The organism is Aeromonas eucrenophila, assembly GCF_000819865.1.
Lineage (GTDB): Bacteria > Pseudomonadota > Gammaproteobacteria > Enterobacterales > Aeromonadaceae > Aeromonas > Aeromonas eucrenophila.
The window spans coordinates 56,691-80,425 of the sequence record NZ_CDDF01000018.1; the positions used below are offsets into that span (position 1 = coordinate 56,691).

Below are 23,735 nucleotides of genomic sequence, written 5' to 3' on the forward strand. Positions count from 1 at the left end.
GTGACCTGGGACGCCGGAGAGCCCCATTCATTTCATGTAACTTTAGTTGATCATAAAAACAAATTAATCAAATAAAATTGAACCTGTTCACCTTTTGTCGTCATTATGCCTTCCAGCAGGGGCAACGTCACCGGATTGCGATCCCGATCACGGCCAGACGCCGGGGACCGGGCTCGCCAACGGGGATCTATGCCTTTTCCATCAATGCCTTGGCGCAGATGATAAAAAACGGGCAATAAAAAAGGAGGCCGAAGCCTCCTCTTGTCAGACCCTCTGCCGCTTACAGCGCCTTGAGGATCGCCTCGACGCTGGCCTTGGCATCGCCAAACAGCATCTGGGTGTTCTCCTTGAAGAACAGCGGGTTCTGCACACCGGCGTAGCCAGTGTTCATGGAGCGCTTGAAGCCGATGACGTTCTGCGCCTTCCACACTTCCAGCACCGGCATGCCGGCGATGGGGCTACCCGGATCTTCCATGGCGGCCGGGTTGACGGTGTCGTTGGCACCGATCACCAGCACCACGTCGGTGTCGTTGAAGTCCTCGTTGATCTCGTCCATTTCCAGCACGATATCGTAGGGGACCTTGGCTTCCGCCAGCAGCACGTTCATGTGACCAGGCAGACGACCGGCCACCGGGTGGATGCCGAAGCGCACCTTGACGCCGCGCTCGCGCAGCTTGTGGGTGATCTCGGCCACCGGATACTGCGCCTGTGCCACCGCCATGCCGTAGCCCGGGGTGATGATGACGGAGCTGGCATTTTTCAGCATGTCAGCCACGTCTTCGGCGTTGGTCTCGCGGTATTCGCCCATCTCCTGGTCAGCCGTGGAGGCCACACCGTCGGAGCCGAAGCCACCGGCGATCACCGAGATGAAGGAGCGGTTCATCGCCTTGCACATGATGTAAGACAGAATCGCACCGGAGGAACCCACCAGGGCACCGACCACGATCAGCAGGTCGTTGGAGAGCATGAAGCCCGCCGCTGCCGCCGCCCAACCGGAGTAGGAGTTCAGCATGGAGACCACCACCGGCATGTCTGCGCCACCGATGGAGGCGACCAGATGCCAGCCGAACGCGAAGGCGATCAGGGTCATCAGCAGCAGTGCGAAGGTGGAGCCACCGGCGTTGACGAAGTGGATCATCAGCGCGAGGGAGACCACCACGGCCAGCAGGTTCAGCTTGTGGCGATGGGGCAGTTGCAGCGGCTTGGAAGAGATCAGGCCACGCAGTTTGCCGAACGCAACGATGGAGCCGGTGAAGGTCACGGCACCGATGAAGACGCCGAGGAACACTTCCACCAGGTGGATGTTCAACATGGCGCCGGTCAGGTGCTCGACCTGGACCACGCTGGCCGCCTGCTCGAACGCCGCCCGGGCCGCGGCCAGGGTCGCATCCAGGTTGGAACCGACGGAGACCACGACTTCAGCCGGAGCGGAGGGGTGCAGATCGATGAAGCTGTTGAAGCCCACCAGCACCGCCGCCATGCCCACGAAGCTGTGCAGCACGGCTACCAGCTCGGGCATCTCTGTCATCTCGACCTTGAGTGCCAGCCGCACGCCGATGGCGCCGCCGATGACCATGGCCAGGATGATCCAGTGCACACCACTGGTTTCCGGATTGAACACGGTCGCGAGCAGGGCGATGGCCATCCCCGCGATACCGAACAGGTTGCCATGTTTGGCCGTTTCTTGCTTCGACAGTCCCGCGAGACTGAGGATGAAGAGCACGGCGGCAACGATATAGGATGCTGTTACCAGTCCTTGAGACACGTTAAACCCCCTTAATCCTTACGGAACATCTTCAGCATGCGCTGAGTGACGGTGAAGCCACCGAAGATGTTGATACTGGCAATCAGCACGGCGATAAAGGCCAACACGGTGACCAGGGTCGACCCTTGCCCTATCTGCAGCAGCGCACCGACCACGATAATGCCGGAGATGGCATTGGTGACCGACATCAGCGGCGTGTGCAGGGAGTGAGACACGTTCCACACCACGTAGTAACCGACCACACAAGACAGAATGAAGACGGTGAAGTGGGACAGGAACTCGGCAGGCGCCACCGCAGCCACCCAACCGAAGGCGGCGATGCCGAGGGCACCGAACACGAACTTCTTGTTGGAGGGCTTGGCCTCTTCCTTCTTCACGGCGGCAGGCTTGGCGGCCGGCTTCTGTGGTGCGGCGGAGACGGCGATGGGGGGCGGCGGGAAGGTCACGTCACCGGCCTGGATCACCGTCATGTTGCGCTGGACCACGTCCTCGAAGTCGATGGCGACCTGGCCGTCCTTCTCCTTGCACATCAGCTTCATCAGGTTGACCAGGTTGGTACCGTAGAGCTGGGAGGATTGGGCAGGCAGGCGACCCGGCAGGTCGGTGTAACCTATCACCTTGACGCCATTGGGCGTCACGAACAGCTCGGTCGGCACTGTGTATTCGCAGTTGCCGCCGGTGGCCGCCGCCAGGTCCACGATGACCGAACCCGGCTTCATGCTGTCCACCATCTCTTTGGTGATCAGCTTGGGAGCGGGACGACCGGGGATCAGGGCGGTGGTGATGATGATGTCCACTTCCTTGGCCTGCTGGGCGAACAGCGCCATCTCGGCCGCGATGAACTCATCGGACATGACCTTGGCATAACCATCACTGGAGGCGCCATCTTCGCTGCCGAAGTCCAGCTTGAGGAATTCACCCCCCATGGATTCGATCTGCTCGGCCACTTCCAGACGGGTATCGAAGGCACGCACTATGGCGCCCAAGGAACCGGCGGTACCGATGGCGGCCAGGCCGGCGACGCCGGCACCGATCACCAATACCTTGGCAGGGGGAACCTTGCCAGCGGCGGTGATCTGACCGGTAAAGAAGCGACCGAACTGGTGGGCGGCTTCGACCACGGCGCGATAGCCACCGATGTTCGCCATGGAGGAGAGGGCGTCGAGAGACTGGGCACGGGAGATCCGCGGCACCATGTCCATCGCCATCACATTGATGTTGCGCTCGGACAGTTTCTTGACCAGCTCGGGATTCTGGGCGGGCCAGATGAAGCTCACCAGAGTAGCACCATCCTTAATTTGTGCGATCTCGGCATCGGTCGGCGCGTTGACCTTGAAGATAAGGTCGGCTTGCCAGACGCTCGGCACCACGTTGGCACCGGCGGCCTCGAAGGCGGCATCATCAAAGCTGGCCAACAAGCCGGCACCGGCCTCGATGGCGACCTCGAAGCCGAGCTTTCTCAGCTGCTCGACGGTGGCCGGGGTCGCTGCGACCCGGGTCTCACCGGCGAGACTCTCTCTCGGTATTCCAATCTGCATGACTATTCCCTGATGGTTAATAAACAATCATTACCCAGTCTCTCATGTCTGAGCCGACAAGGCATGACCAAAGTGCAGGTCACGGGCCCTTTGTTATGAAAATCAGCAGGCTTTACCTCAACCTCCTGTCATGGCCAGGCCCCCGCTTTTCAGGCGCGAAGGTGATTAGTATCAAATTTTGGAGTTTTATTACAACCACGCCCCCCGCACCACGAGTACAGAATTCAGCCCATCTTGGCCCATGGTTTAAAAAAACAAACTAAATTAACGACTTATACCAGCAAAATACGCTGAAAAAAGTGATCCAACCAGTCAAAAAAAATGTTTTGCCGGCCCTCTATCTTAGCGTTTTTTGTTCTTACGAAATCTGCCATTGGCACATCGGATGAGATGAAAGGGGGAAAAGTAACTGTTTTGTAACGGACAGGAGGCCAGGTCCCTGCCAAGCGGCAGGTCAGGCCCCCTTCATTCACACCCGGCTGGCACCGGGTGTCGCGTCTGACGCCTTACCAGGCCGCCTCATAAATATGCCGGCTCTGCACCAGATCGATGTCGCCGTGCTCGCCCAGGCTGGTCATGCCGTGCTCCGCCAGCTTGGCCACCAGGGTATCTATGTTGGCATCGGCCAGGCCGTAGTCCCGCAGCCGGGTCTTGACGCCCATCCGCTCGAAGAAGTCGCGGGTGGCGGCGATGGCGCCGTCGATGCGCTCTTCCTCGCTGCCGCTGCGCAGATCCCACACCCGCTCGGCGTATTGCAGCAGCTTGGCGCGCTTCTGCTCACGCTTGGCCTGCAGTAGGGCCGGCAACACCACCGCCAGGGTCTGGGCATGGTCGAGACCGTGCAGGGCGGTGAGCTCGTGGCCCAGCATGTGGGTTGCCCAGTCCTGCGGCACACCGGCGCCGATCAGGCCGTTCAGCGCCAGGGTGGCGCTCCACATGATGTTGGCGCGCACATCGTAATTTTCAGGCTCCACCAGCGCCTTGGGGCCCTCTTCGGCCAAGGTCAGCAGCAGGCCTTCGGCGAAGCGATCCTGCACCTTGGCGTTGACCGGGTAGGTGAGGTACTGCTCCAGGGTGTGGATGAAGGCATCCACCACACCGTTCGCCACCTGACGGGCCGGCAAGGTGTAGGTGAGCACCGGATCCAGCACGGCGAAGCGCGGCATCACAAAGGGGGAGAAGAAGTGCTGCTTGTCGCCGCTGCTCTTGCGGGTGATGACGGCGCCCATGTTCATCTCGGAGCCGGTGGCCGGCAGGGTCAGCACGGCGCCGAGGGGAATGGCGGAGGCCACTTCACCGCCAACGGTCTCGAGGATGTGCCAGGGATCCTTGGCCAGATCGTAGTGGGCGGCGGCGGCGATGAACTTGGTGCCATCCAGCACGGAACCACCGCCGACGGCGAGCAGGAAGTCGACCTTCTCGGCGCGGGCCAGCTCGACGGCGCCCATCAGGGTTTCATAGGTGGGGTTCGGCTCTATGCCGCCGAATTCGAACAGGCTCATGCCCGCCAACTCGCTGCGGATCTGGGCCAGCAGGCCGCTGCGCACCACGCTGCCACCACCGTAGGTGATCAGGATGCGGGCGTCGCTGGGAAGCTGTTCACGCAGCTGGGCTACCTGGCCCTTGCCGAACAGCACCTTGGTCGGGGTGTGCAGAGTGAAATTGTGCATCGCTATTACCTTCATGATGACGGGGCGGCCGGGCCGCAAAATGTTGATTGCATTTTTCTACAGACAACCTCTACCATCAAGGCAACATTCTGCACATTGCTTGCCTATTTCTACAAACTATTGAATGTCACTCGGAGCGACCATGTCCAACCGCTACACCGAACTCGCCGCCAGGCTGACCCGCCACGTGCGCGAGCCCGGCATCACTGCCTCCCCGGTGGAGCAGGTGAGCCTCATCTACACCACCGAGTATCACGGCCGCACCCCGGTACTCTATCAGCCGCGGATGATAGTGATATTGCAGGGCCACAAGGTGGGCTACCTGGCGGATCAGGTGTTTCGCTACGATCCCAGCCACTACCTGCTGATGACGCTGCCGCTGCCGTGCGAGTGCGAGTGCTTCGCCTCCCCCGAGCAGCCCCTCATCGGCTTCACTCTGGAGATCAACGTCGCCACCCTGCAGGAGCTGCTGCTGGAGCTGGGGGACAGCCTGCCCGCGCCGCCACCCCAGAAGAGCGGGGTGCATTCGGTGCCTCTCTCCGAGGAGATGTTCTGCGCCGCCGAGCGGCTCATCGATCTGATGGACAAGCCACAGCACGCCCGGGTGCTGGGGCCGCAGACGGTGCGGGAGATGCTGTTCTACGCCCTCCATGAGGGGGGCGGGCCGGCGCTGCAGGCGCTCGCCAACCGCCACAACCACATGGGGCAGATTGCCCGGGTGCTGCGCCTCATCGAGCAGCGCTATGCGGACAGCCTGACCATGGAGGAGCTGGCGCGGGAGGTGAACATGAGCGTGTCCGCCTTCCATCACCACTTCAAGGCGGTCACCGCCACCTCGCCGCTGCAGTACATCAAGTCGTTTCGCCTGCACAAGGCGCGCATGATGATGCTGCACGACGGCATCAAGGCCGGCACGGCGGCGGCGCGGGTCGGTTACGAGAGCGGCTCCCAGTTCAGCCGGGAGTACAAGCGCTTCTTCGGCAGCACCCCCACGGATCAGGCCTCCCGCTTCCGGGATGGTCAGCTCAGCATCATGGAAGGCTAAACCTATGCGTTCACTGCTTTGCCTGCTCGGCGCCCTGCTGCTGACGGCCTGTACCGGCCTCGCCGACGGCATCCGCCCCGTCACCGGCTTCCAGCTCGATCGCTACCTCGGCACCTGGTACGAGATAGCCCGTCTGGATCACAGTTTCGAGCGGGGACTGGAAGAGGTCAGTGCCAGCTACAGCCTGCGAGGCGATGGCGGTGTCAGGGTAATCAATCGCGGCAAACAGAGCGATGGCAGCTGGCGCGAGGCCGAAGGCAAGGCCTACTTCGTCGACAAGCCGGACGAGGCGCGGCTCAAGGTGAGCTTCTTCGGCCCCTTCTACGGCGGCTACAACGTCATCGACCCCGACTACCGGCTCTCTCTGGTGACCAGCTACAACCACGACTATCTGTGGATCCTCTCCCGCTCCCCCAATCCGCCCAAAGCCAGGGTGGATGCCCTGGTGGCCAAGGCGAAGGCGCTGGGCTTTGCCACCGACCGCCTGATCTGGGTAAAGCAGACCCCCTGAGTCTCCACAGGAATGCAAAAGGGCAGCCCGCGGGCGGCCCTGTCTTTATGCGTAGCGGATCAGAGCCTGAAACGCCCAATCTCCTGCTCCAGTCGCTCGGTCAACCCCTTGAGGGTAGCGGCCTGGCTCGCCTCCTCCCGCGCCTGCTCCGCCAGCGCCTGGGAGACGTGGCGGATGTTCTCGGTGTTGCGGCTGATCTCGCCGGTGACCGAGGTCTGCTCCTCCGCCGCCGCCGCTATCTGGGTCGCCATGTCGCTGATGGCGCCGATGGCCTCGTTGATCTGGCCTAGGCTCAGGTTTGCCGCCTGGGCATCCTCCACGCTGGTACCCGCCAGCTGACGGCTGCTCTCCATGCCGTTGACGGCGCGTCGGGTGGTCTGCTGCAGGGTCTCGATCATCTGCTGGATCTCGGCGGTGGAGTCGTGGGTGCGGCGCGACAGCACCCGCACCTCGTCCGCCACCACGGCGAAGCCGCGCCCCTGCTCCCCGGCCCGGGCCGCCTCGATGGCGGCGTTGAGCGCCAGCAAGTTGGTCTGCTCGGCGATGCCGCTGATGGTGGCCAGGATGCCGCTGATCTTCTGGGCATGGGTATCCAGCTCGTGGATTGTCTGGCTCGCATCGGCTACCTCGTCGGCCAGCCCGGTGATGCTGCGCTGGCTCTGGCCAACCTGGGACTGGCCGGCGACGGCGAGCTTCACCGCCTCCCCCGAGGTGGTGGCGGCAAACTCGGCGTTGCCGGCGATCTCCTGGGTGGCGGAGGCCATCTCGGTCACCGCCGTCGCCACCATGACGATCTCGTCCTGCTGCTGGCGCACCCGCTGGCTGCGTTCCTCGGCACCGCTCGCCTGAACTCGGGACTGGGCCGCCAGCTCGGCGGTGACGTCCCGCAGGCGGCTGACGATGCCGTGCAGCCGGCCCACGAACTGGTTGAAACTCTGGGCCAGCTGGCCCACCTCGTCACGGCTGCGGGTGGCGATCTGCACCGTCAGATCCCCCTCGCCGTGGGCGATATTCGCCAGCGCCTTCGACACCCGGCCGAGATCGGCGAACAGGTAGTTGAAGGTGGCGATGAGCAGGGCGCTGAACAGCAACAGCAACACCAGGGTCAGCCCCACCAGCTGCCACAGCAGGGTGGCGAAGGGCGCCTCCAGCACGTCCTTGTACATCACCATGGCCAGCAGCCAGTCGGTGCCAAGCACCTGCTGCACCGACAGCAGCACCTCACGCCCCTCTATGGTGGCGGCATGCAGCTCCCCATCCCGGCTCCAGCCATCCAGGCTCGCGCCCGAGAGGCCGGGATCCAGCTCGGCCACCTGCTTGAGGGCCAGCTCCTTCTGCGGGTGGCCGACGATGAGACCGGAGCGATCCAGCAGCATGGCGTAGCCTTCCCCCTGCACCTTCATGGCCAACACCTCGTCGATGAGGGCGTCCAGGGAGAGATCCGCACCGGCGGTGCCGATCACCTGGCCCTGGTGCAACACCGGCTCCGCCAGGGTCACCACCAGCTGCTGCATGGTCACGCTGACGTAGGGGGCGGTGACGATGAACTTGCCCGCCTTGACCGCATTCTGATACCAGGGGCGCTGGCGCGGATCGTAGTTGGCGGTGTTGAGAGAGGGATCGTGGCGGGTCATCTCCCCCTGCGCCGAGCCGAAGTAGGTGAGGCCGAAGCCGCCGGAGGTGCGGGTCTGCAGCAGGTGCGGCACCAGGGTCGCCTCCGGGTTGTCGGCGATCACGGCGGCCAGGGCATCGACCGCGTGTTTGCGATCCGCCATCCAGTTGCCGATGGCCACCGAGTTGGCGTGACCGTAGTTGAGCGCCTCGCTCTGGATGGCCGCCAGGGTACGGGACTTGAGGGTGTGAAAGGCGACCACGCCGAGCAGGGCCGCCATCAACAGCACTACCCCCAGGCTGGTCGCCAGCAGCTTGCCGCGCAACGAGAGTGTCATGACTACAGATCCTTGTGGTGACAGGAGGCCAATGAGAGTCCCCATACTGACCAAGGCTATCGGCGCCACAGCCTCCTGACTTTAGTGAATCCGATTAATTTCGCGCTTCCTGACAACAGGACGTGCTGCCAGTCACGAAAATGACAGAAACCTCGACTGCCACTACCCTCCCACGCCGCCTTGGCCGGCCACATCCGTGATAGGTTGGACGGCCATCGTCCTCAAGGAGACTCCCATGCCCCGAAATATCGAGATCAAGGCCAGCATAGCGCGGGTCGATGCCCTGCTCCCCAAAGTGGCCGCCATCGCCGATCGGGGGCCCGTCGAGATAGCCCAGGATGACACCTTCTTTCGCTGCGACGCTGGCCGCCTCAAGCTGCGCACCCTGTCCCCTTCGGCCGGCGAGCTCATCTTCTACCGCCGCGCCGATCAGCAGGGTCCCAAGGAGAGCTTCTATCATCTGACCCCGACGAGCGAGCCGGACCGCCTGCGGGAGACCCTCAGCCTGGCCTGGGGCCAGATCGGCAGGGTGCAGAAGACCCGTACCCTGTTTATGGTCGGCAGGACCCGGGTTCACCTCGATCGGGTGCTGGGGCTGGGCCACTTCCTCGAACTGGAGGTGGTACTGGAGGATGACGAGCCCCTCGAGGCGGGGATGGAGGAGGCCCACGAAATAATGGCTCGCCTCGGGGTGGCGCCATCCCAGCTGATCGAAGGCGCCTATCTGGATCTGCTGACCCAGCAACAGAGCCCGCGCTGAAATGAAGAGGCCGCCCTGGGGCGGCCTCTGTCGATGTCTGGCGGGTCCTACTTCACCCTGGCCAGGGCGGTGTTGACCCGCAAGTTGGTGGCCTCCAGGCTCGGGGTCTGGCCATAGAAGTCGAACGCCAGCTCCACCCCCTTGCGAAACAGCAGGCAGTGGGTGGAGCCACCGAAGTGGAACATGCCGAGCTGATCCCCCTTCTTCACCCTGTCCCCCGCCTTCACCGTGATGTCGCAACTCGACACCTCCGCCATGCCCACCGGCACCACGCACATCAGGCCTATCTTGGGGTTGTCCGCCTCGATGAAGATCAGCGCCCGGGTCGCCACCGAGGTGAGGAAGGGCTGGGAGTTGTTGGGGGCGCTGGGATCGGCGCCGTCGGCGTCGAGGAAGCCCTCGTACTGGTTCTCCAGGTAGTAGGTGCCGTTGACCACCCTGACCTTGCGGATGGTGCCGCTCACCGGGCTGTGCCAGCGGTGGTAGCTCAGGGCGCTGAGGAAGGCCTGATAGACTGTGCCTCCCTCGAACTGGGAGGCGGTCTCGTCAAAGTCGAGCATGTTGTCCAGGGAATAGGGCTGGCCCTTGAGCCAGAAGCGATCGCTGCGGCTCACCCCTGTCTTGACCTGCAGCGGCGCCGACTCGCAGGCGTTGACGATGACACCGTCATTCCCCTGCGCCGACACCGGCCGCACGCCGGGGCGGAAGGTGCGGGTGAAGAAGGCATCCCAGCAGCCAAAGCCATAGTGGGGATCTGCCGGATCGCACTGGAAAATCTGCTCGAAGCTGGCCGGCGTCGGGTTGCTTCCCTCCCCCAGTGCCGCTCGTGCCACCTGCACCATCTCGGCCTGGGCCACCTGGCCGAGCCAGGGCACAATCAGGGTCTCTGCATCCAGCCGGCTGACCGGCTCGGTCAGCACGTAGCGGGAGGCCGGGCTCTGCAGGAACAGCGCCCAATGGCCGAGGATCTTCTTGAATTGCTGGTTGATCAAGGCATTGGCGAAGAACAGGTAGCCGGAGCGGGTCGCCATGGGCCAGTCCAGCAGGGCGTTGATGGGGAAGCCGATGAGGCCGGAAGGGGCGTGGGTGGGGATGTCCTGATAGGCCTCGGGGGCCGTGGTCATGATGCCGTTGAGCAGGATCAGAAACTCGTCGAAGTTCTTCACCTCGATCTGACCGAGGGGGGTCAGGTGCTCGTGGCGCCAGGCCTCTTCGAACATGGCGTCGGCCTGGGCGTGCAGGGCCGGATCGGCGTTGACCAGATCCCGCAGCTGGGCGATGGGCGGCACCAGTGGCCGCGGCTGTTGGGCGACGTATTTCTGCAGCCGCGCAATCCAGCGCTGGATGTGGACCTGGTCCTGCGGCACCCAGCCACCGGGGCGGGACTTGTTCAAACGGGTTTCAACGGCCTTGTTCATGACTCATCTCCTTCACGCTCGCTTCGCGCCTCCTCTCGGTCGGCGCTCCGGTGCCATGCGGCTGCACAGCCCATGTGATCTAGCACAGGGCGGCGGCTGGCTCGATTGCCAGAAACGACAGTGTGAAACGGCCGGGCAGCGACTAGCGCAAAGGGAGCACTACAACGCCTTGATGGACAAGAGATAACGAGCGAGGGCTGGCAGAAGAGAGCCACCGGGTGGGCGATTCGGGGAGAAAAAACCGGGGAGCGGAAATGCGAAAGGCCAGCTCAATGAGCTGGCCTTTCTAAAAATGGCAGGGGCGGCAGGACTCGAACCCGCAACCATCGGTTTTGGAGACCGCTGTTCTACCAATTGGAACTACGCCCCTGCAACAAACGAGGCGAATTATACAAAGCCGGGATCAAAGGTAAAGGCTTTTTTCGCACTTTTGATGCGATTGCACAAATGACGAGCAGATCCCGCCAATTCACGCAGCCACTCGGGGTAACTTGCTGTATTTACAGCCTGGCCCGGGTAGGAAAGTCCCAGGAATAGGGGTAGGGTGGATCCAGGCAAGAGGAGGCTGCTCATGCTCAATTACCGCTTACTTCAACAACTTGCACCGCTCAACTTCAGGGATGAGAGCAAAACCGAGTCCCTGCCAGACTATCTCGATCGGGTCGCCCCCCGGGTGCCTTCCATTCCCCCCAATGTGCTGGCCCAGTGGATTTACCGCCATTGGCGCGGGTTTGAGTCCAACTGGAGCTTTATCGATCTCGCCAGCCACCAGTTTGAGTGCGAGAGCTGGCCCACGACACGGGTGCTGACCGAGATAGACTCCCGCCACATGGAAGTGATCGAGCGCTGGGGCGAGATGCTGCGCCACAATCGCTACGTGCGCCGTTCCTGGCTCGGGGAGAAGATGCTGAGCCAGGGCACCTGGTCCGAGCCCATCATAGTGCTCGCACCCGGCCCCGGCGATTGCTACCCGGACGGCCAGCCCCTGCCCCGCCCCTATTGCCTGCTGGAGGGACACCACAGGCTGGGTTATCTGCGCAGCATGGCCGAAGATGGGCTGCCGCTGCAGGATCGGCACCAGCTGTGGGTTTGTCGGCCCATTCGCGACAGGTAAACGTTTTTTTGCCGAAAAAGTGCCTCTGAAATAAATTTTTGACAATTCAAAAAGCGACTCTATAATCTGTCCGGTTTTGAAAAAGATCAGGACAGGACGATGCAGTTTTTGATGGAAAAAACAGCCTTGCAGACGGGTGGAGCGCACCAGAGCGGCCCCGTTGTTTCCGGTTCCCGACCCACAGATCCCCAGTTATTTTTAAAAAGAGCCCCTGTTTCAGGGGCTTTTTTTTGTGCCCGAAAAACCCTTATCAACGCCACAGGGAATGCAGACGATGACCAATCCACTCTATAACAAACACGTCATCTCCATCTCGGATCTGACCCGGTCCGACATGGAACTGGTGGTCGCCACCGCTCAGCGGTTGAAGGCCGAACCCGACACCCGCCTGCTGAAGGACAAGCTGGTCGCCAGCTGCTTCTTCGAGGCCTCCACCCGTACCCGCCTCTCGTTCGAGACCGCGGTGCAACGCCTTGGCGGCAACATCATCGGCTTCGCCGACGGCGGCAACACCAGCGCCAAGAAGGGTGAGACCCTGGCCGACTCCATCAAGATCATCGGCTCCTACGCGGACGCCGTGGTGATGCGCCACCCGAAAGAGGGCGCCGCCCGCCTCGCCTCCGAGTTCTCCCGGGTCCCTGTCATCAACGGCGGTGACGGCTCCAACCAGCATCCGACCCAGACCCTGCTCGACCTCTTCTCCATCCACGAGACCCAGGGCAAGCTGGACGGCCTCAACGTCGCCTTCGTCGGCGACCTCAAGTACGGCCGCACCGTTCACTCCCTGGCCCAGGCCCTGAGCCTGTTCAACTGCCGCTTCTTCTTCATCTCCCCCGAGGCGCTGGCGATGCCGGACTACCTGTGCGAGGAGCTGGAAGAGAAGGGCATCCAGTTCAGCGTGCACGAGACCATGGAAGAGGTGATGCCAGAGCTGGACGTGCTCTACATGACCCGGGTACAGAAGGAGCGCTTCGACGAGACCGAATACAAACACATGGCCGCCAAGTTCGTGCTGGAGCTGAGCACCCTGGAAGGGGCCAAGCCGACCATGAAGATCCTGCATCCCCTGCCCCGCGTCGACGAGATCGAGGTGGCGGTCGACAAGACCCCGCACGCCTACTACTTCCAGCAGGCGGAGAACGGGGTCTATGCACGCCAGGCTCTGCTGGCACTGGTACTGAACGAAAACGTCTAAGGGAAAGGGGAACATCATGTCCGACAAGAACCAACTGCAAGTCGAAGCCATCCGTCACGGCTCCGTCATCGACCACGTCCCCGCCGGCCAGGGCATCAAGATCCTCAAGCTGTTCCAGCTGATCGAGACCCAGGAGCGCATCACCGTCGGTTTCAACCTGAAATCCGGCGCGCTGGGCAAGAAGGACCTCATCAAGATCGAGAACACCCGCCTGACCGAGCAGCAGGCGAACCAGCTCGCGCTGTTCGCCCCCAAGGCGACCGTCAACATCATCGAAGACTTCGTGGTGGTGAAGAAACACCAGCTGGCGCTGCCGGAGTTCATCGCCGGGGTGTTCCACTGCCCCAACTCCAACTGCATCTCCCACAACGAGCCGGTGGACAGCTACTTCCGGGTGCGCGAGGTGAAGGGTGTGGTGCGCATGAAGTGCAAATACTGCGAGAAGTCCTTCACCCAGGACATCGTCAGCGAACGTTACTGATATTCGATTGGGCCCGACAGGGCCCAATTTTGACCCCTGTCACATCACTTATTCCTCCTTTGGTTATAATTTGCCATCTCATAACGGCTATACATCGCTCATCACCTGCCTCACGCCTCACCATTAGAATTTTTTACTGTCAAAGACATGAGTGGCAGATTTAAGAGCGATAGCCATTGGTTATCATCAAAGGACATTTCCGTGGTCAAGACCCTCAGTCGCCCCGTTGAACAAGAGTCCGACCTGGCCCAGCTCGATGCCTGCCGCCAGATCATCGGTCAGCACTGTTACAGCACCCAGGAAGAGATCCGCCGCGAGCTGACGGTGCGGGGTTTTGCCGACATCAGTCAGTCCACCATCTCCCGCCTGCTGCGCCGCCTCGGCGTGGCCAAGGCCCAGAATGCCAACGGCAAGAAGGTCTACACCCTGGTGGACGACCAGCTGGAGCCCGCCGGCAGCACCCGCTCCGTCCACGACATGGTGCGCGGCGTGGTCCATAACCAGCAGATGGTGCTTGTGCACACCACCCCGGGCGCCGCGACTGTGGTGGCCCGCCTGCTGGATCGCAACGCCGACCCCGAGATCCTGGGAGCCGTGGCCGGCAACGACGTGGTGCTGGTCGCCCCGCGCCACATCAGCCGCACCCGTCAGGCCCACGCCGCCGTGGTGCGCACCCTGGCCCAGGCGCGCTGATCTTTCTCCCTGAATACAAGAGGCGACCCCGGGGTCGCCTCTTTCATCTCAGTATCTTGCTCTTTCTGTCGTATCTTCCTGCTGCCGTCGCGGACCTGCGAGCCATCCCTGCCCCCTCTCCCACGGGCTCTACCGCTTCGTTAGCTCAATAAAAAACGGGAGCCAGCGGCTCCCGTTTCATCACAAGGGCAAGGGCTTAGGACAGCATGGCCCCCAGGCTCAGGCAGACCACGATCAGCACGGTCAGGATGCCGAGCAGCGGCGCCACCCACTTCAGCCAGCGCACATAGGGCACCTTGGCGATGGCCAGGCCACCCATGACCACGGCGGAGGTCGGGGTCACCAGGTTCACCAGGCCGGAGGCAGACTGGTAGGCGGTGACCACCAGCTCGCGACCCACGTTGGCGAAGTCGGCCAGCGGCGCCATGATCGGCATGGTCAACACCGCCAGACCGGAGGAGGACGGCACCAGGAAGGAGAGCACCACTTCCAGCACGAACATCACGTTGATGAACACTACTGTGGAGAGGCCGGTGACGATCCCTTCCGCGCTGTTCAAGATGGTGTGGGTGATCATGCCGTTGTCCATCACCACGACTATACCGCGAGCGATACCTATGATGAGGGCCACGCCGAGCAGGTCACGGGCACCGTCGATGAAGTTGGAGGTCAGCTCCTCCTCGCTCATGCGGGAGATGAGGCCGACGATGATGGCGGCGGCCAGGAAGACGCCGGAGATCTGCGCCATCCACCAGCCGAGTACGGCCACACCGTAGATCATCACGGCGAAGGCGGCGACGAAGATACCCAGCACGATTTTGCGAGTCAGAGTGAACTCCAACATCTCGTCACTCTTGTTGCCGAGGAAGTGGGCACGGTTCTCGTCCCACTTGTCGGCCACCAGGGACTTGCTGGGGTCATTGCGCACCATCTTGGCGTAACGCATCACATAGGCCACACACAGCAGCCAGCCGGCCACCAGCATGGCGACCCGCAGCCAGATGCCGTCGGTGAAGGAGATGCCGGCCGCGTTGGCGGCAATCACGGTCGCGAACGGGTTGATGGTGGAGCCCAGAGTACCGATACCGGCGCCGAGCAAGACGGTTGCGGCTGCCACGACCGGGTCGAAGCGGGCGGCCATCATCACCGGCACCAGCAGGGTGTAGAACGGCAGGGACTCTTCCGCCATGCCGTAGATGGTGCCCCCTGCGGCGAACAGCGCCATCAGGATCGGGATCATCCACTCCTCGCGGCCACGCAGACGATCGGTGACGCGCTCGATACCGGCATCGATGGCACCAGTCTTGGTCACTATGCCAAGGAAGCCGCCGATGATCAGGATGAAGAGGGAGACGTCGATGGCGCCAGCCTCATAGGTATCGTGGTTGTAGAGGCCATCGATGGGTGCCAGCAGCACGTCGACTATGCCTTGGGGATTGGCCTCTACCAGCTTGTAGGTGCCTGCCACCGGCACTTCTTTGCCGAGGGCTTCATTCATTACCATGTCGTATTTGCCGGCCGGCACTATCCAGCTCAGGGCGGCCACCAGGGCGATCAGCACAAACAATATCGTGTAGGCTGACGGGAACTTGAATTTGGTCATGGTCCAGCTTCCTTCTGTGGTGCGGTATCCATGTATCTGCGGGTCGTAGGGTTAGAGGTATTATGCCGCCGTCACATGGTCGAAAAGCCGGGGGTCACCCCCCGGCACCACTACTGCGACCTTAGTCGCCCAGCGTAGCAACCATCACTGCCTTGATGGTGTGCATCCGGTTTTCGGCCTCGTCGAAGACAATGCTGTGCTCGGATTCGAACACGTCCTCAGTCACTTCCAGACCCTTCATGCCATATTTGTCAGCCACTTCCTTGCCCATGGTGGTCTCATCGTTGTGGAACGCCGGCAGGCAGTGCATGAACTTCACATCCGGGTTCTTGGTGGCGTTGATGACGTCCATGTTGATCTGATAGGGAGTCATCAGTTTCACCCGTTGATCCCAGGCTTCTTTCGCTTCACCCATGGAAACCCAGACGTCGGTGTAGAGGAAGTCGGTACCCAGCACACCCTCTTTCACGTCTTCGGTCAGGTGAATGCGCGCGCCGGTTTCTTCGGCGATCTGACGGCACTTGGCAACCAGCTCTTCTTCCGGCCAGAAGGCCTTGGGAGCAACCAGGCGGATGTCCATGCCCATCTTGGCGGCACCGACCATCAGGGAGTTACCCATGTTGTTGCGGGCATCACCCAGGTAAGCGAACTTGATCTGATCCAGGCGCTTGCCCTTGCCGTGCTCCAGCATGGTCATGAAGTCGGCCAGGATCTGGGTCGGGTGGAATTCGTTGGTCAGGCCGTTCCAGACCGGGACGCCGGCGTAGGCACCCAGCTCTTCCACGATTTCCTGGCCATAGCCACGGTATTCGATGCCGTCATACATGCGGCCCAGTACACGAGCGGTGTCCTTCATGGACTCCTTGTGACCGATCTGGGAACCGCTTGGGCCGAGGTAGGAGACCTGGGCACCCTGGTCGAAGGCCGCCACTTCAAACGCACAACGGGTGCGGGTGGAGGTCTTCTCGAAGATCAGGGCAATATTTTTTCCGCTTAGATGCTTACGCTCATAGCCACCGTATTTGGCCTTCTTCAGGTCGATGGCCAAGTCGATCATGTATTGGATTTCGCGCGGGGTGAAGTCCAGCAGTTTCAGGAAGTTACGGTTACGCAGATTAAAAGCCATGATGAGTTCTCTCTATATTTGTTCAGACCAATTTGGGCAGTGTTGTTAACTACGCAGTTATTCAACGACTCAAGCATTCACGGTATGGGTGGCGACGATATTGGTGCCGGCTTCGCCTCTGAGGATGGCCAGACCATCTTCCAGGGAGCCGATCCCGACCATGCCGCCGGTCGCCTTGACGAATTCACAGGACGCTTCGACCTTGGGCCCCATGGAGCCTGCATCGAACTTGACGCCCGCCAGTTCGGCCGGGCTGGTCACCCGCAGCGGATGCTGGGTCGGCTTGCCCCAATCCAGGTAGACGGCGTCGGCGTCGGTCAGGATCAGCAGGGCGTCGGCCTTGATCTGCTTGGCCAGGTAGGCGGCAGACATGTCCTTGTCGATGACGGCTTCGATGCCGGTCAGGCGCTGGCCATCCCAGGTCACCGGAATGCCACCACCACCGGTACAGATGATGAGGTGACCCTGGGCGATCAGGGTTTCGATGGCATCGCCTTCGACGATGCGTTGGGGCAGCGGGGACGGCACCACACGGCGGAAGAACTTGCCGTCGGCCTTGACGCTCCACTGCTTCTCGGCAGCCAGGGCGCGGGCTTCGGTCTCTTCGTAGACGGGACCGATGAACTTGGTCGGGTTGGCGAAGGCGGGATCCTTGGGATCAACCTGTACCTGGGTCAGCAGCGCGGTGACGTTGCGGCTCGGCATCAGGTTCTTCAGTTCCTGGATCAGCATGTAGCCGATCATGCCTTGGGACTCGGCGCCCAGCACATCCAGGGGATAGGGAGCGACCTTGGTGTAGGCGCTGTTTTGCAGAGCCAGCAGTCCGACTTGCGGGCCGTTGCCGTGCACCAGCACCACGTTGTAATCCTCGGCGATGCGGGCGATGGTCTTGGCGGCGGTGGCGATGTTCTTGCGCTGAATGTCAGCTTCAAGCGGCTCGCCGCGACGGAGCAGGGCATTGCCACCCAGGGCGACGACGACAGTTGGTTTTTTCATGAGTGTTACTCTCGAATCTTGGGGTATGTGGCGCCAGCCTCTGCCGGCGCCACGCCGTCTAGTTAGATGCCGTCACGTTCCATCGGGCAGCTCATGCAGCGGGCGCCGCCGCGGCCACGGCCCAGTTCTTCACCTGGGATGGACAGCACTGTGATGCCGGCCTTGTCGTACTTCTCGTTGGTGTAGGTGTTGCGCTCGTAACCCACGACCACGCCGGGGCGCACGGTCAGCACGTTGTTGGCGTCGTTCCACTGCTCGCGCTCGGCCTCGAAGCTGTCACCACCGGTGGTGATGAGCTTGAGCTGATCCACGCCCAGCGCCTTCTCGATGGCGGTCACGAAGTAACCTTCTTCCTTGATGTTCATGCCGGTGGCACCGCCCGGGGTCAGGCTCCAGCAGTTCACATCCTTGCGGATGACTTCCGGATAGACGGAGAAGGTGTCTATGTCCATGTGGGTCATGACGGTGTCGAGGTGCATGCAGCTGCGGTGTTTCGGCAGTTGCATGGCGATGACTTGCTTGGCCTGGCCATGTTTGAACAGGCTGCGAGCCAGGTGCTCGACCCCTTGCGGTGTGGTGCGCTCGGACATGCCGATGAGCACGGCGCCGCGGCCGATGACCAGCACGTCGCCCCCTTCGATGGTGGAGTTGTCGTAGTCACGATCCTCGTCACCGAAGTACTTGATGAAGTCCTGACCGGCAAACTGCGGGTGCCAGCGGTAGATGGCCTTCACGTGGTTGGTTTCGCGGCGACGGGCGGCCTTGGCCATGGGGTTGATGGAGACGCCACCGTAAACCCAGCAGGAGGTGTCACGGGTGAAGAGGTGGTTGGGCAGCGGTTCGATGATGAAATCGGTCGGGGCGTGCATGCCCACTACCATGTTGACGCCGCTGAACGGCATCTCGGAGTAAGTCAGGCCGCCGGAGAGGATGCGGGCCAGCTCGCGGTGTGGCATGTCGGCAAGGAAGCAGCGCACGTCGTTGGCCAGTGCGGTGCCGAGGCGGTAATCGGAGACCTGATGTTGCAGCAGCCAAGCTTTGGCTTCCGGCACATCCAGGGTTTCGGCCAGCAGATTGGTCAGCAAGAAGACTTCGACATTCTGATCGCGCAGCACTTGAGCGAATTTGTCATGCTCCTGGCCGGCACGTTCAACCGACAGGACATCATCAAACAGCAGATCCTGACAGTTGGAAGGCGTCAGACGCTTCAGACTGAGGTTGGGGCGGTGCAACATGACACGGCGCAATTGGCCAACTTCAGAACCTACATAAAATTTGCTCATGATTATATTCCGTCTTGCAGTGGTCCCTGCGAGTGATTGAATAGATTCCTTCTATTCATGCTCGTGGCTAAGGCGGGATATTCTTTATGTAGGGTACTCGGCTTGTGTTCTATCCTGCCCTTGCCTTTCGTGACAGAGGTTAGGCCTGCGAATCACCTAAAACTTGGACATTGATCACATTCACTCAGAACTGAATAAAATCAGGAGTTAATTTTTGATGGAGTTTACATAAATGACATTTCCTCATTAAACACCACAGCATGAACATGCATAAAACCCCTTGTTTATTTCAATTTGAGACCGATTTCATTCATTGAAAATATCTACAAAGGGATAATCACAATAATGAATTACCAATAAAATCATAAAGATAAAAAATAAAATCAATTGAATTGAATTTTATATGCAGATGTATGAATTTATCTCCGATAGAGTCTCCACAACTCCCCACATAAATAGTCATAATCACCGCCCAGCCTGAATAATCTGTTTTTTGTCCCAGATCATGGCATCCGGGTCAGGCCGCACCAGCAGGCCCTCAGATGATGCGGCTCATCTCATGTCTCTTATATGGATATGCATTCTGAACGCATCCTGTCGGTGATTTTCTCAGCGAGGCTACCTCATCCTGTTTTTAAACTTTTTTCATTAGTTGAATTTATTTCACTCCCTTGCGTAGCACGACGGCTCGGCTTAACTCAAAAAGTGATCCATGTCACACCGAGTCCTATCACCAAGGAGATAATCATGAAGGTCAAATCGCTGTTTCTGCTCGTCGCCCTGGTTCTTCCCGCCACTCCCACCCTGGTCAGTGCCCAGGGAGCCCCCGCCATGCCGCTGGTGGTGTGCCATGTTGGCCAGGCTCCCCAGATGCTGGTGCCCGAATATGTGTGCCTGTGGCAGGGTGGCAGCCAGCACTACTAGCAGCTCAAGGGAGGCAGCCTCCTCTTGGCTTGCCTCTCTCCTCGTTATCAAACAGCCTGCCCGCCACCTGGCGCTCGATCCGCACCGCCCCGATGAACCGACAATCAATCGCACGCTGAGATGATCTGGCGCTTTCCTCTCCCCTTCTGATGAAGCAACCAGTCGATGGACTCCCCACCGGCGATGAGCGGCATTTCGCTGAGCCCACCTCCAACCCCATGAGGTCCTATGACGGCCTCATGGGCGATGGCTTGCACTCATACGCAGCCCCCGATCCGGTGAACGTCGCCGGCCCTTGTTAACTTTCTGAACCTCAGTTAAACGACGTGTAAGACATTCGCCATTGCAGACGTAAGTCAAACACCTATAAATCTCTCGCCATAGTCGGAAGAGAAGATCGAAAAACCTGCACATAGAAATTACAACAAAATGATTTACAACAATAAAATGCCATTATCATTTCTTGGGAAACCAGTTACATAAAAACGTTTTTCAAGGTGCCGTTGTCGTCCCCGCCGAAATCCTTATAGTTACTCCTGCACGGACGCAATGAAGTCGGTCAGGAAGACTGGCTGCCAGGGTTGGGCAAATGGACTCACCACAGGATGTGGTAAAGGACACCTCCCAGGACGGAGAAAGTGCGACGGGAATGGATGACTCGTCAGGCCAAGATGGCTAAAGGACACCCCAAAGGATTGGGAAGGGGAAACCTAAAGGAAGAGGTATAGTCAGGGATTGCAGGGAGCAACTTCGTTCAAGGACATGAGCGATAAGACTATCGGGGGCGACGCAAGTCGCCCCCATCTTTTTGGCCGCTTTTCACGGCGGCCATTCTGTCAGATACCGCAACGCCAGCCGCCATTACTCCAGCCGGAAGTGCCCCACTATCTCCCTCAGCCTTTCGTAGGTGTGCTGCATCGAGGCTGAGCTGTCTGCCGTCCGCTCGCCATTGCCCTTGAGCTGGGTGATCACCTCGGCAATCGCGCTCATGTTGCGGTTGATCTCCTCGGCGACGGCGCTCTGCTCCTCGGCCGCCGTGGCAATGTGGCTGATGAGGTCGTTGATCTCCACCACCTCCCCCGCCATCAGATCCAGAGACGCATTCACCTTGTTGGTATTCTCCGCCGCGTCCTGGCAGCTCTGCCGGGTGTTGCCCATGGCGACCACCACGGTCTGGGTGCCGCGCTGCAATCTAGTCAGCATGGTCTGGATCTCGGCGGTGCTCTGCTGGGTGCGCCCAGCCAGGGAGCGCACCTCATCGGCCACCACGGCAAAGCCACGCCCCTGCTCACCGGCCCGTGCAGCTTCTATCGCCGCGTTCAGGGCCAGCAGATTGGTCTGCTCGGCGATACTGCCGATGACCCCGAGGATGGAGCCTATCTGCTGCACGTCTTGCTGCATGGCGGCGATGGAGTTCGCCGTGGTCTCCACCTCGGCCACCAGCGCGGTCACGCTGGCCATGGCCTGATCGACCACTCGCCGCGACTGGCTGGCCAACTGCTGGCTCTGGCCGGTCAGCTCGGCCGTGCTGGCCGCACTCTCCGACACCGAGACGGCAGTGCGGCTCATCTCGTTGATGGCGGTGACCACCTGCTCCGTCTCGCGCACATGCTCCGCCAACAACCCCTGCGCCGAGCCCGTTTGCCTGGCCAGCCCCGAGATCCCCTCGTTGAGCTGCCCGCTGGCCTCCCTCACCTCCCCCATCATCTCCTGCAGCCGCTCGATGAAGCGGTTGATGCCGGTCGAGATCTGGCCGAGATCGTCCTTGCTGGTCACCGTCAGGCGGCGGGTCAGATCGCCGCTGCCCTGTGACAGCTCCTGCACCAGATCCCGCAAGGAGAGAATGGGCCTGTAGGCCAGATTGAGCGCCACCATGGAGATCAGCAATACCAGGGCCGCCACCCCGAGCAGGGCCAGGGTGATCTTGCCGTTGAGTGCCTGGGTCATGGCCTGGATGTGGTCGAGATCCACGTAACCGGTCAGGGTCCACTGGCTGCCCCGGATATCCAGCTGGTTGGGGCGAGTCTCGCTCTCTCCCTTGGGCTTGCTGCTGTAGAGCACATTGCCCTTGCTGTCGCTCAGGGAGAAGTAGCGCCCCTCTCCGCTCACCCGCTCGAGCAACTGCTTGAATTCGCTCATGTCGAGGTAGTAGAGGTAGGCGGAATCGGCACCGCGCGGCACCAGGATCGAGATGACGGGCTTGCCGTCCTGCTGCTCCAGCGAGCCGACGGTGATCTGGTTATTGGCAGCCGGGATCAGCTTGCGCAGGGCCTCGACCCTGGCGGCATCGTCGATGACTCCGTTCACGTCGAACGCCATGTCGCCGATCAGCTTGACGATGTTGTGAAAGCCGGTCTCTTGCAGTGCCTTCTTGACGCTGGTGACACCCAGGTTGAGGTTGGCCGCCAGCAGCACCTTCTGATTGATGTCCCCAGCCAGCTTCTCTTTGACCAGGGTGATCTGCTCGTTGATGTTCTGGGTGGCCTGGGTGCGGATGTAACCGCTGATGAAGTGATTCACGCTGAGCCAGGCGGTGCCGATGGTGACCAGGATGGCGAGCAGCAAGAGGACGTTGATCTTGACTTTGAATGGCATGGATTGGGTCCCTCCAAATAGAGAGGGCCGGAATATTTCCGGCCCTCTCTGGTAACGCTTACTTCTTCTTGGCGTATTTCATGGAGTCCAGTGCGACCGCCAAAATGATGATGCCGCCCTTGATGATGAACTGCCAGTAGGGGCTGACGCCGATGTAGGTCAGACCGTAGTTGATCAGGGTGAAGATGAGCACACCCGTGATGACACCGGCTACGGTGCCCACACCGCCGGCGAAGGAGACGCCGCCCACCACGCAGGCCGCGATGGCATCGAGCTCATACATGAAGCCGAGGTTGTTGGTGGCACTACCGACCCGACCCGCTTCCAGCATGCCGCCGAAGGCGTAGAAGACACCGGCCAGGGCGTAGATGATCACCAGGTTGACGGCGACGTTGACGCCGGACACCTTGGCCGCCTCGGGGTTGCCACCGATGGCGAAGATGTTCTTGCCGAAGCGAGTCTTGTTCCACAGTACCCAGACAAACACGCTAGCGATGGCCGCATAGAAGGTCAGATACGATAGTTTAAAGCCCCCTATCCGGATAAATCCCTGCGCGAAGCTGGAGAAACGGGGATCGAAGCCGGCCACCGGAGAGGCACCCACGGAGTCGAAGTACAGCGAGTTGATGCCGTAGACGATGATCATGGTACCCAGGGTGGTGATGAAGGGCGTCACGTTCAGGTAGGCCACGATCAGACCGTTGACCAGGCCGATCAGGGCCCCCACGGCGCACACCAGCAGGATCACCACCGGAATGGGCACTTCACCCAGGGTCGGGAACACCTTGTTGACGTTGGTCAGGGCCTGCAGCATGGTGGCCGCGATCAGCGCCGCCAGGCCGACTTGGCGACCGGCCGACAAGTCGGTCCCCTGGGTGATGATGATACCCGCCACCCCGAGGGCGATGATGACCCGCACCGAGGACTGGGTCAGGATGTTGCTGAAGTTGGTGAGGCTCAGGAAGGAGGGCTCCTTGATCACGATGATCATGAGCAACACCAGCAACACCACATAGATGCCGTTCTCTTTGAGCGCCTGCATCAGATTGAAATTTTTAGCCGACTCCAT

The 23,735-nt window shown here is 60.9% G+C and carries 19 protein-coding genes and 1 tRNA gene; 8 read left to right on the forward strand and 12 right to left on the reverse strand.

The annotated features are described in order from the left end of the window. Positions 1–280: 280 nt before the first annotated feature. The 3 genes from pntB to yqhD all read right to left on the reverse strand — a co-directional run bounded on the left by pntB (position 281) and on the right by yqhD (position 4,973). The gene (pntB, locus tag BN1124_RS18965) at positions 281–1,765 is read right to left on the reverse strand and encodes a Re/Si-specific NAD(P)(+) transhydrogenase subunit beta (RefSeq protein WP_042644498.1); all 1,485 of its coding nucleotides are present in this window, start codon (positions 1,763–1,765) and stop codon (positions 281–283) included. A gap of 11 nt (positions 1,766–1,776) precedes the next feature. Then, the gene (locus BN1124_RS18970; protein WP_033132136.1) at positions 1,777–3,303 is read right to left on the reverse strand and encodes a Re/Si-specific NAD(P)(+) transhydrogenase subunit alpha; all 1,527 of its coding nucleotides are present in this window, start codon (positions 3,301–3,303) and stop codon (positions 1,777–1,779) included. Between the two features lie 506 nt (positions 3,304–3,809). Further along, positions 3,810–4,973, reverse strand: coding sequence for an alcohol dehydrogenase (yqhD, locus tag BN1124_RS18975; protein WP_042644500.1), 1,164 nt, complete (start codon positions 4,971–4,973; stop codon positions 3,810–3,812). Between the two features lie 142 nt (positions 4,974–5,115). Here yqhD and BN1124_RS18980 point away from each other — a divergent pair, with 142 nt between their 5' ends. Together BN1124_RS18980 and BN1124_RS18985 are read left to right on the forward strand one after the other, a co-directional pair. Beyond that, the gene (locus BN1124_RS18980; RefSeq protein WP_042644502.1) at positions 5,116–6,018 is read left to right on the forward strand and encodes an AraC family transcriptional regulator; all 903 of its coding nucleotides are present in this window, start codon (positions 5,116–5,118) and stop codon (positions 6,016–6,018) included. A 4-nt stretch (positions 6,019–6,022) separates the two neighbouring features. Further along, a complete protein-coding gene (locus tag BN1124_RS18985; RefSeq protein ID WP_042644504.1) occupies positions 6,023–6,529 on the forward strand; it encodes a lipocalin family protein in 507 nt (168 codons plus the stop codon). A 59-nt stretch (positions 6,530–6,588) separates the two neighbouring features. Here the strand turns inward: BN1124_RS18985 and BN1124_RS18990 are convergent, their stop codons facing one another. Then, on the reverse strand, positions 6,589–8,478 hold the full coding sequence (locus BN1124_RS18990; protein ID WP_042644506.1) for a methyl-accepting chemotaxis protein: 1,890 nt from the start codon (positions 8,476–8,478) through the stop codon (positions 6,589–6,591). A gap of 235 nt (positions 8,479–8,713) precedes the next feature. Between BN1124_RS18990 and BN1124_RS18995 the strand changes: the two genes are divergently transcribed. Then, positions 8,714–9,238, forward strand: a complete 525-nt coding sequence (locus BN1124_RS18995; protein WP_042644508.1) for a class IV adenylate cyclase — start codon at positions 8,714–8,716, stop codon at positions 9,236–9,238. Positions 9,239–9,285: 47 nt separating this feature from the next. Here the strand turns inward: BN1124_RS18995 and BN1124_RS19000 are convergent, their stop codons facing one another. Together BN1124_RS19000 and BN1124_RS19005 are read right to left on the reverse strand one after the other, a co-directional pair. Beyond that, complete coding sequence (locus BN1124_RS19000; protein ID WP_042644510.1) at positions 9,286–10,656, reverse strand: phosphatidylserine decarboxylase family protein; 1,371 nt, start codon at positions 10,654–10,656, stop codon at positions 9,286–9,288. 293 nt (positions 10,657–10,949) lie between these two features. Continuing rightward, positions 10,950–11,026 (reverse strand) — tRNA-Trp (locus tag BN1124_RS19005). Positions 11,027–11,227: 201 nt separating this feature from the next. Between BN1124_RS19005 and BN1124_RS19010 the strand changes: the two genes are divergently transcribed. The 4 genes from BN1124_RS19010 (at position 11,228) to BN1124_RS19025 (ending at position 14,139) form a co-directional block, all read left to right on the forward strand. Further along, complete coding sequence (locus BN1124_RS19010) at positions 11,228–11,770, forward strand: hypothetical protein (RefSeq protein ID WP_042644512.1); 543 nt, start codon at positions 11,228–11,230, stop codon at positions 11,768–11,770. Positions 11,771–12,044: 274 nt separating this feature from the next. Beyond that, positions 12,045–12,965 (forward strand): aspartate carbamoyltransferase, encoded by a 921-nt coding sequence (gene pyrB / locus BN1124_RS19015; protein WP_042644514.1) that lies wholly within the window; start codon positions 12,045–12,047, stop codon positions 12,963–12,965. 16 nt (positions 12,966–12,981) lie between these two features. Then, positions 12,982–13,446 carry an aspartate carbamoyltransferase regulatory subunit gene (pyrI, locus tag BN1124_RS19020; protein ID WP_042644516.1) on the forward strand — a complete coding sequence of 155 codons (465 nt, stop codon included), beginning with the start codon at positions 12,982–12,984 and terminating at the stop codon, positions 13,444–13,446. A 201-nt stretch (positions 13,447–13,647) separates the two neighbouring features. Then, on the forward strand, positions 13,648–14,139 hold the full coding sequence (locus BN1124_RS19025; RefSeq protein ID WP_033128966.1) for an arginine repressor: 492 nt from the start codon (positions 13,648–13,650) through the stop codon (positions 14,137–14,139). Positions 14,140–14,335: 196 nt separating this feature from the next. On the opposite strand, the gene BN1124_RS19030 is transcribed toward BN1124_RS19025, so the two are convergent. The 4 genes from BN1124_RS19030 to arcA form a co-directional block, all read right to left on the reverse strand. After that, the gene (locus BN1124_RS19030) at positions 14,336–15,742 is read right to left on the reverse strand and encodes a YfcC family protein (RefSeq protein ID WP_042644518.1); all 1,407 of its coding nucleotides are present in this window, start codon (positions 15,740–15,742) and stop codon (positions 14,336–14,338) included. Between the two features lie 121 nt (positions 15,743–15,863). After that, the gene (gene argF / locus BN1124_RS19035) at positions 15,864–16,868 is read right to left on the reverse strand and encodes an ornithine carbamoyltransferase (protein WP_042644520.1); all 1,005 of its coding nucleotides are present in this window, start codon (positions 16,866–16,868) and stop codon (positions 15,864–15,866) included. A gap of 69 nt (positions 16,869–16,937) precedes the next feature. Next, complete coding sequence (gene arcC / locus BN1124_RS19040) at positions 16,938–17,864, reverse strand: carbamate kinase (RefSeq protein ID WP_042644521.1); 927 nt, start codon at positions 17,862–17,864, stop codon at positions 16,938–16,940. 62 nt (positions 17,865–17,926) lie between these two features. After that, entirely contained in the window at positions 17,927–19,147 is a 1,221-nt protein-coding gene (gene arcA, locus BN1124_RS19045) for an arginine deiminase (protein ID WP_042644523.1), read from the reverse strand. A gap of 747 nt (positions 19,148–19,894) precedes the next feature. Here arcA and BN1124_RS21610 point away from each other — a divergent pair. Next, on the forward strand, positions 19,895–20,071 hold the full coding sequence (locus tag BN1124_RS21610; RefSeq protein ID WP_197066237.1) for a hypothetical protein: 177 nt from the start codon (positions 19,895–19,897) through the stop codon (positions 20,069–20,071). Positions 20,072–20,932: 861 nt separating this feature from the next. Here BN1124_RS21610 and BN1124_RS19050 read toward each other — a convergent pair. Both BN1124_RS19050 and mglC read right to left on the reverse strand, forming a co-directional pair. Continuing rightward, positions 20,933–22,666: a methyl-accepting chemotaxis protein gene (locus tag BN1124_RS19050; RefSeq protein WP_042644525.1), complete on the reverse strand. Its 1,734-nt coding sequence runs from the start codon at positions 22,664–22,666 to the stop codon at positions 20,933–20,935. A 58-nt stretch (positions 22,667–22,724) separates the two neighbouring features. Further along, positions 22,725–23,735, reverse strand: coding sequence for a galactose/methyl galactoside ABC transporter permease MglC (gene mglC, locus BN1124_RS19055; protein ID WP_042644527.1), 1,011 nt, complete (start codon positions 23,733–23,735; stop codon positions 22,725–22,727).

Bases quoted from the DNA above. Each gene is read 5' to 3' on its own strand.
- BN1124_RS18970 (WP_033132136.1), bottom strand. From the start codon at position 3,303: ATGCAGATTGGAATACCGAGAGAGAGTCTCGCCGGTGAGACCCGGGTC.
- yqhD (WP_042644500.1), bottom strand. From the start codon at position 4,973: ATGCACAATTTCACTCTGCACACCCCGACCAAGGTGCTGTTCGGCAAG.
- BN1124_RS18980 (WP_042644502.1), top strand. From the start codon at position 5,116: ATGTCCAACCGCTACACCGAACTCGCCGCCAGGCTGACCCGCCACGTG.
- BN1124_RS18985 (WP_042644504.1), top strand. From the start codon at position 6,023: ATGCGTTCACTGCTTTGCCTGCTCGGCGCCCTGCTGCTGACGGCCTGT.
- BN1124_RS18990 (WP_042644506.1), bottom strand. From the start codon at position 8,478: ATGACACTCTCGTTGCGCGGCAAGCTGCTGGCGACCAGCCTGGGGGTA.
- BN1124_RS18995 (WP_042644508.1), top strand. From the start codon at position 8,714: ATGCCCCGAAATATCGAGATCAAGGCCAGCATAGCGCGGGTCGATGCC.
- BN1124_RS19000 (WP_042644510.1), bottom strand. From the start codon at position 10,656: ATGAACAAGGCCGTTGAAACCCGTTTGAACAAGTCCCGCCCCGGTGGC.
- BN1124_RS19010 (WP_042644512.1), top strand. From the start codon at position 11,228: ATGCTCAATTACCGCTTACTTCAACAACTTGCACCGCTCAACTTCAGG.
- pyrB (WP_042644514.1), top strand. From the start codon at position 12,045: ATGACCAATCCACTCTATAACAAACACGTCATCTCCATCTCGGATCTG.
- pyrI (WP_042644516.1), top strand. From the start codon at position 12,982: ATGTCCGACAAGAACCAACTGCAAGTCGAAGCCATCCGTCACGGCTCC.
- BN1124_RS19030 (WP_042644518.1), bottom strand. From the start codon at position 15,742: ATGACCAAATTCAAGTTCCCGTCAGCCTACACGATATTGTTTGTGCTG.
- argF (WP_042644520.1), bottom strand. From the start codon at position 16,868: ATGGCTTTTAATCTGCGTAACCGTAACTTCCTGAAACTGCTGGACTTC.
- arcC (WP_042644521.1), bottom strand. From the start codon at position 17,864: ATGAAAAAACCAACTGTCGTCGTCGCCCTGGGTGGCAATGCCCTGCTC.
- arcA (WP_042644523.1), bottom strand. From the start codon at position 19,147: ATGAGCAAATTTTATGTAGGTTCTGAAGTTGGCCAATTGCGCCGTGTC.
- BN1124_RS21610 (WP_197066237.1), top strand. From the start codon at position 19,895: ATGAAGGTCAAATCGCTGTTTCTGCTCGTCGCCCTGGTTCTTCCCGCC.
- BN1124_RS19050 (WP_042644525.1), bottom strand. From the start codon at position 22,666: ATGCCATTCAAAGTCAAGATCAACGTCCTCTTGCTGCTCGCCATCCTG.
- mglC (WP_042644527.1), bottom strand. From the start codon at position 23,735: ATGGAGTCGGCTAAAAATTTCAATCTGATGCAGGCGCTCAAAGAGAAC.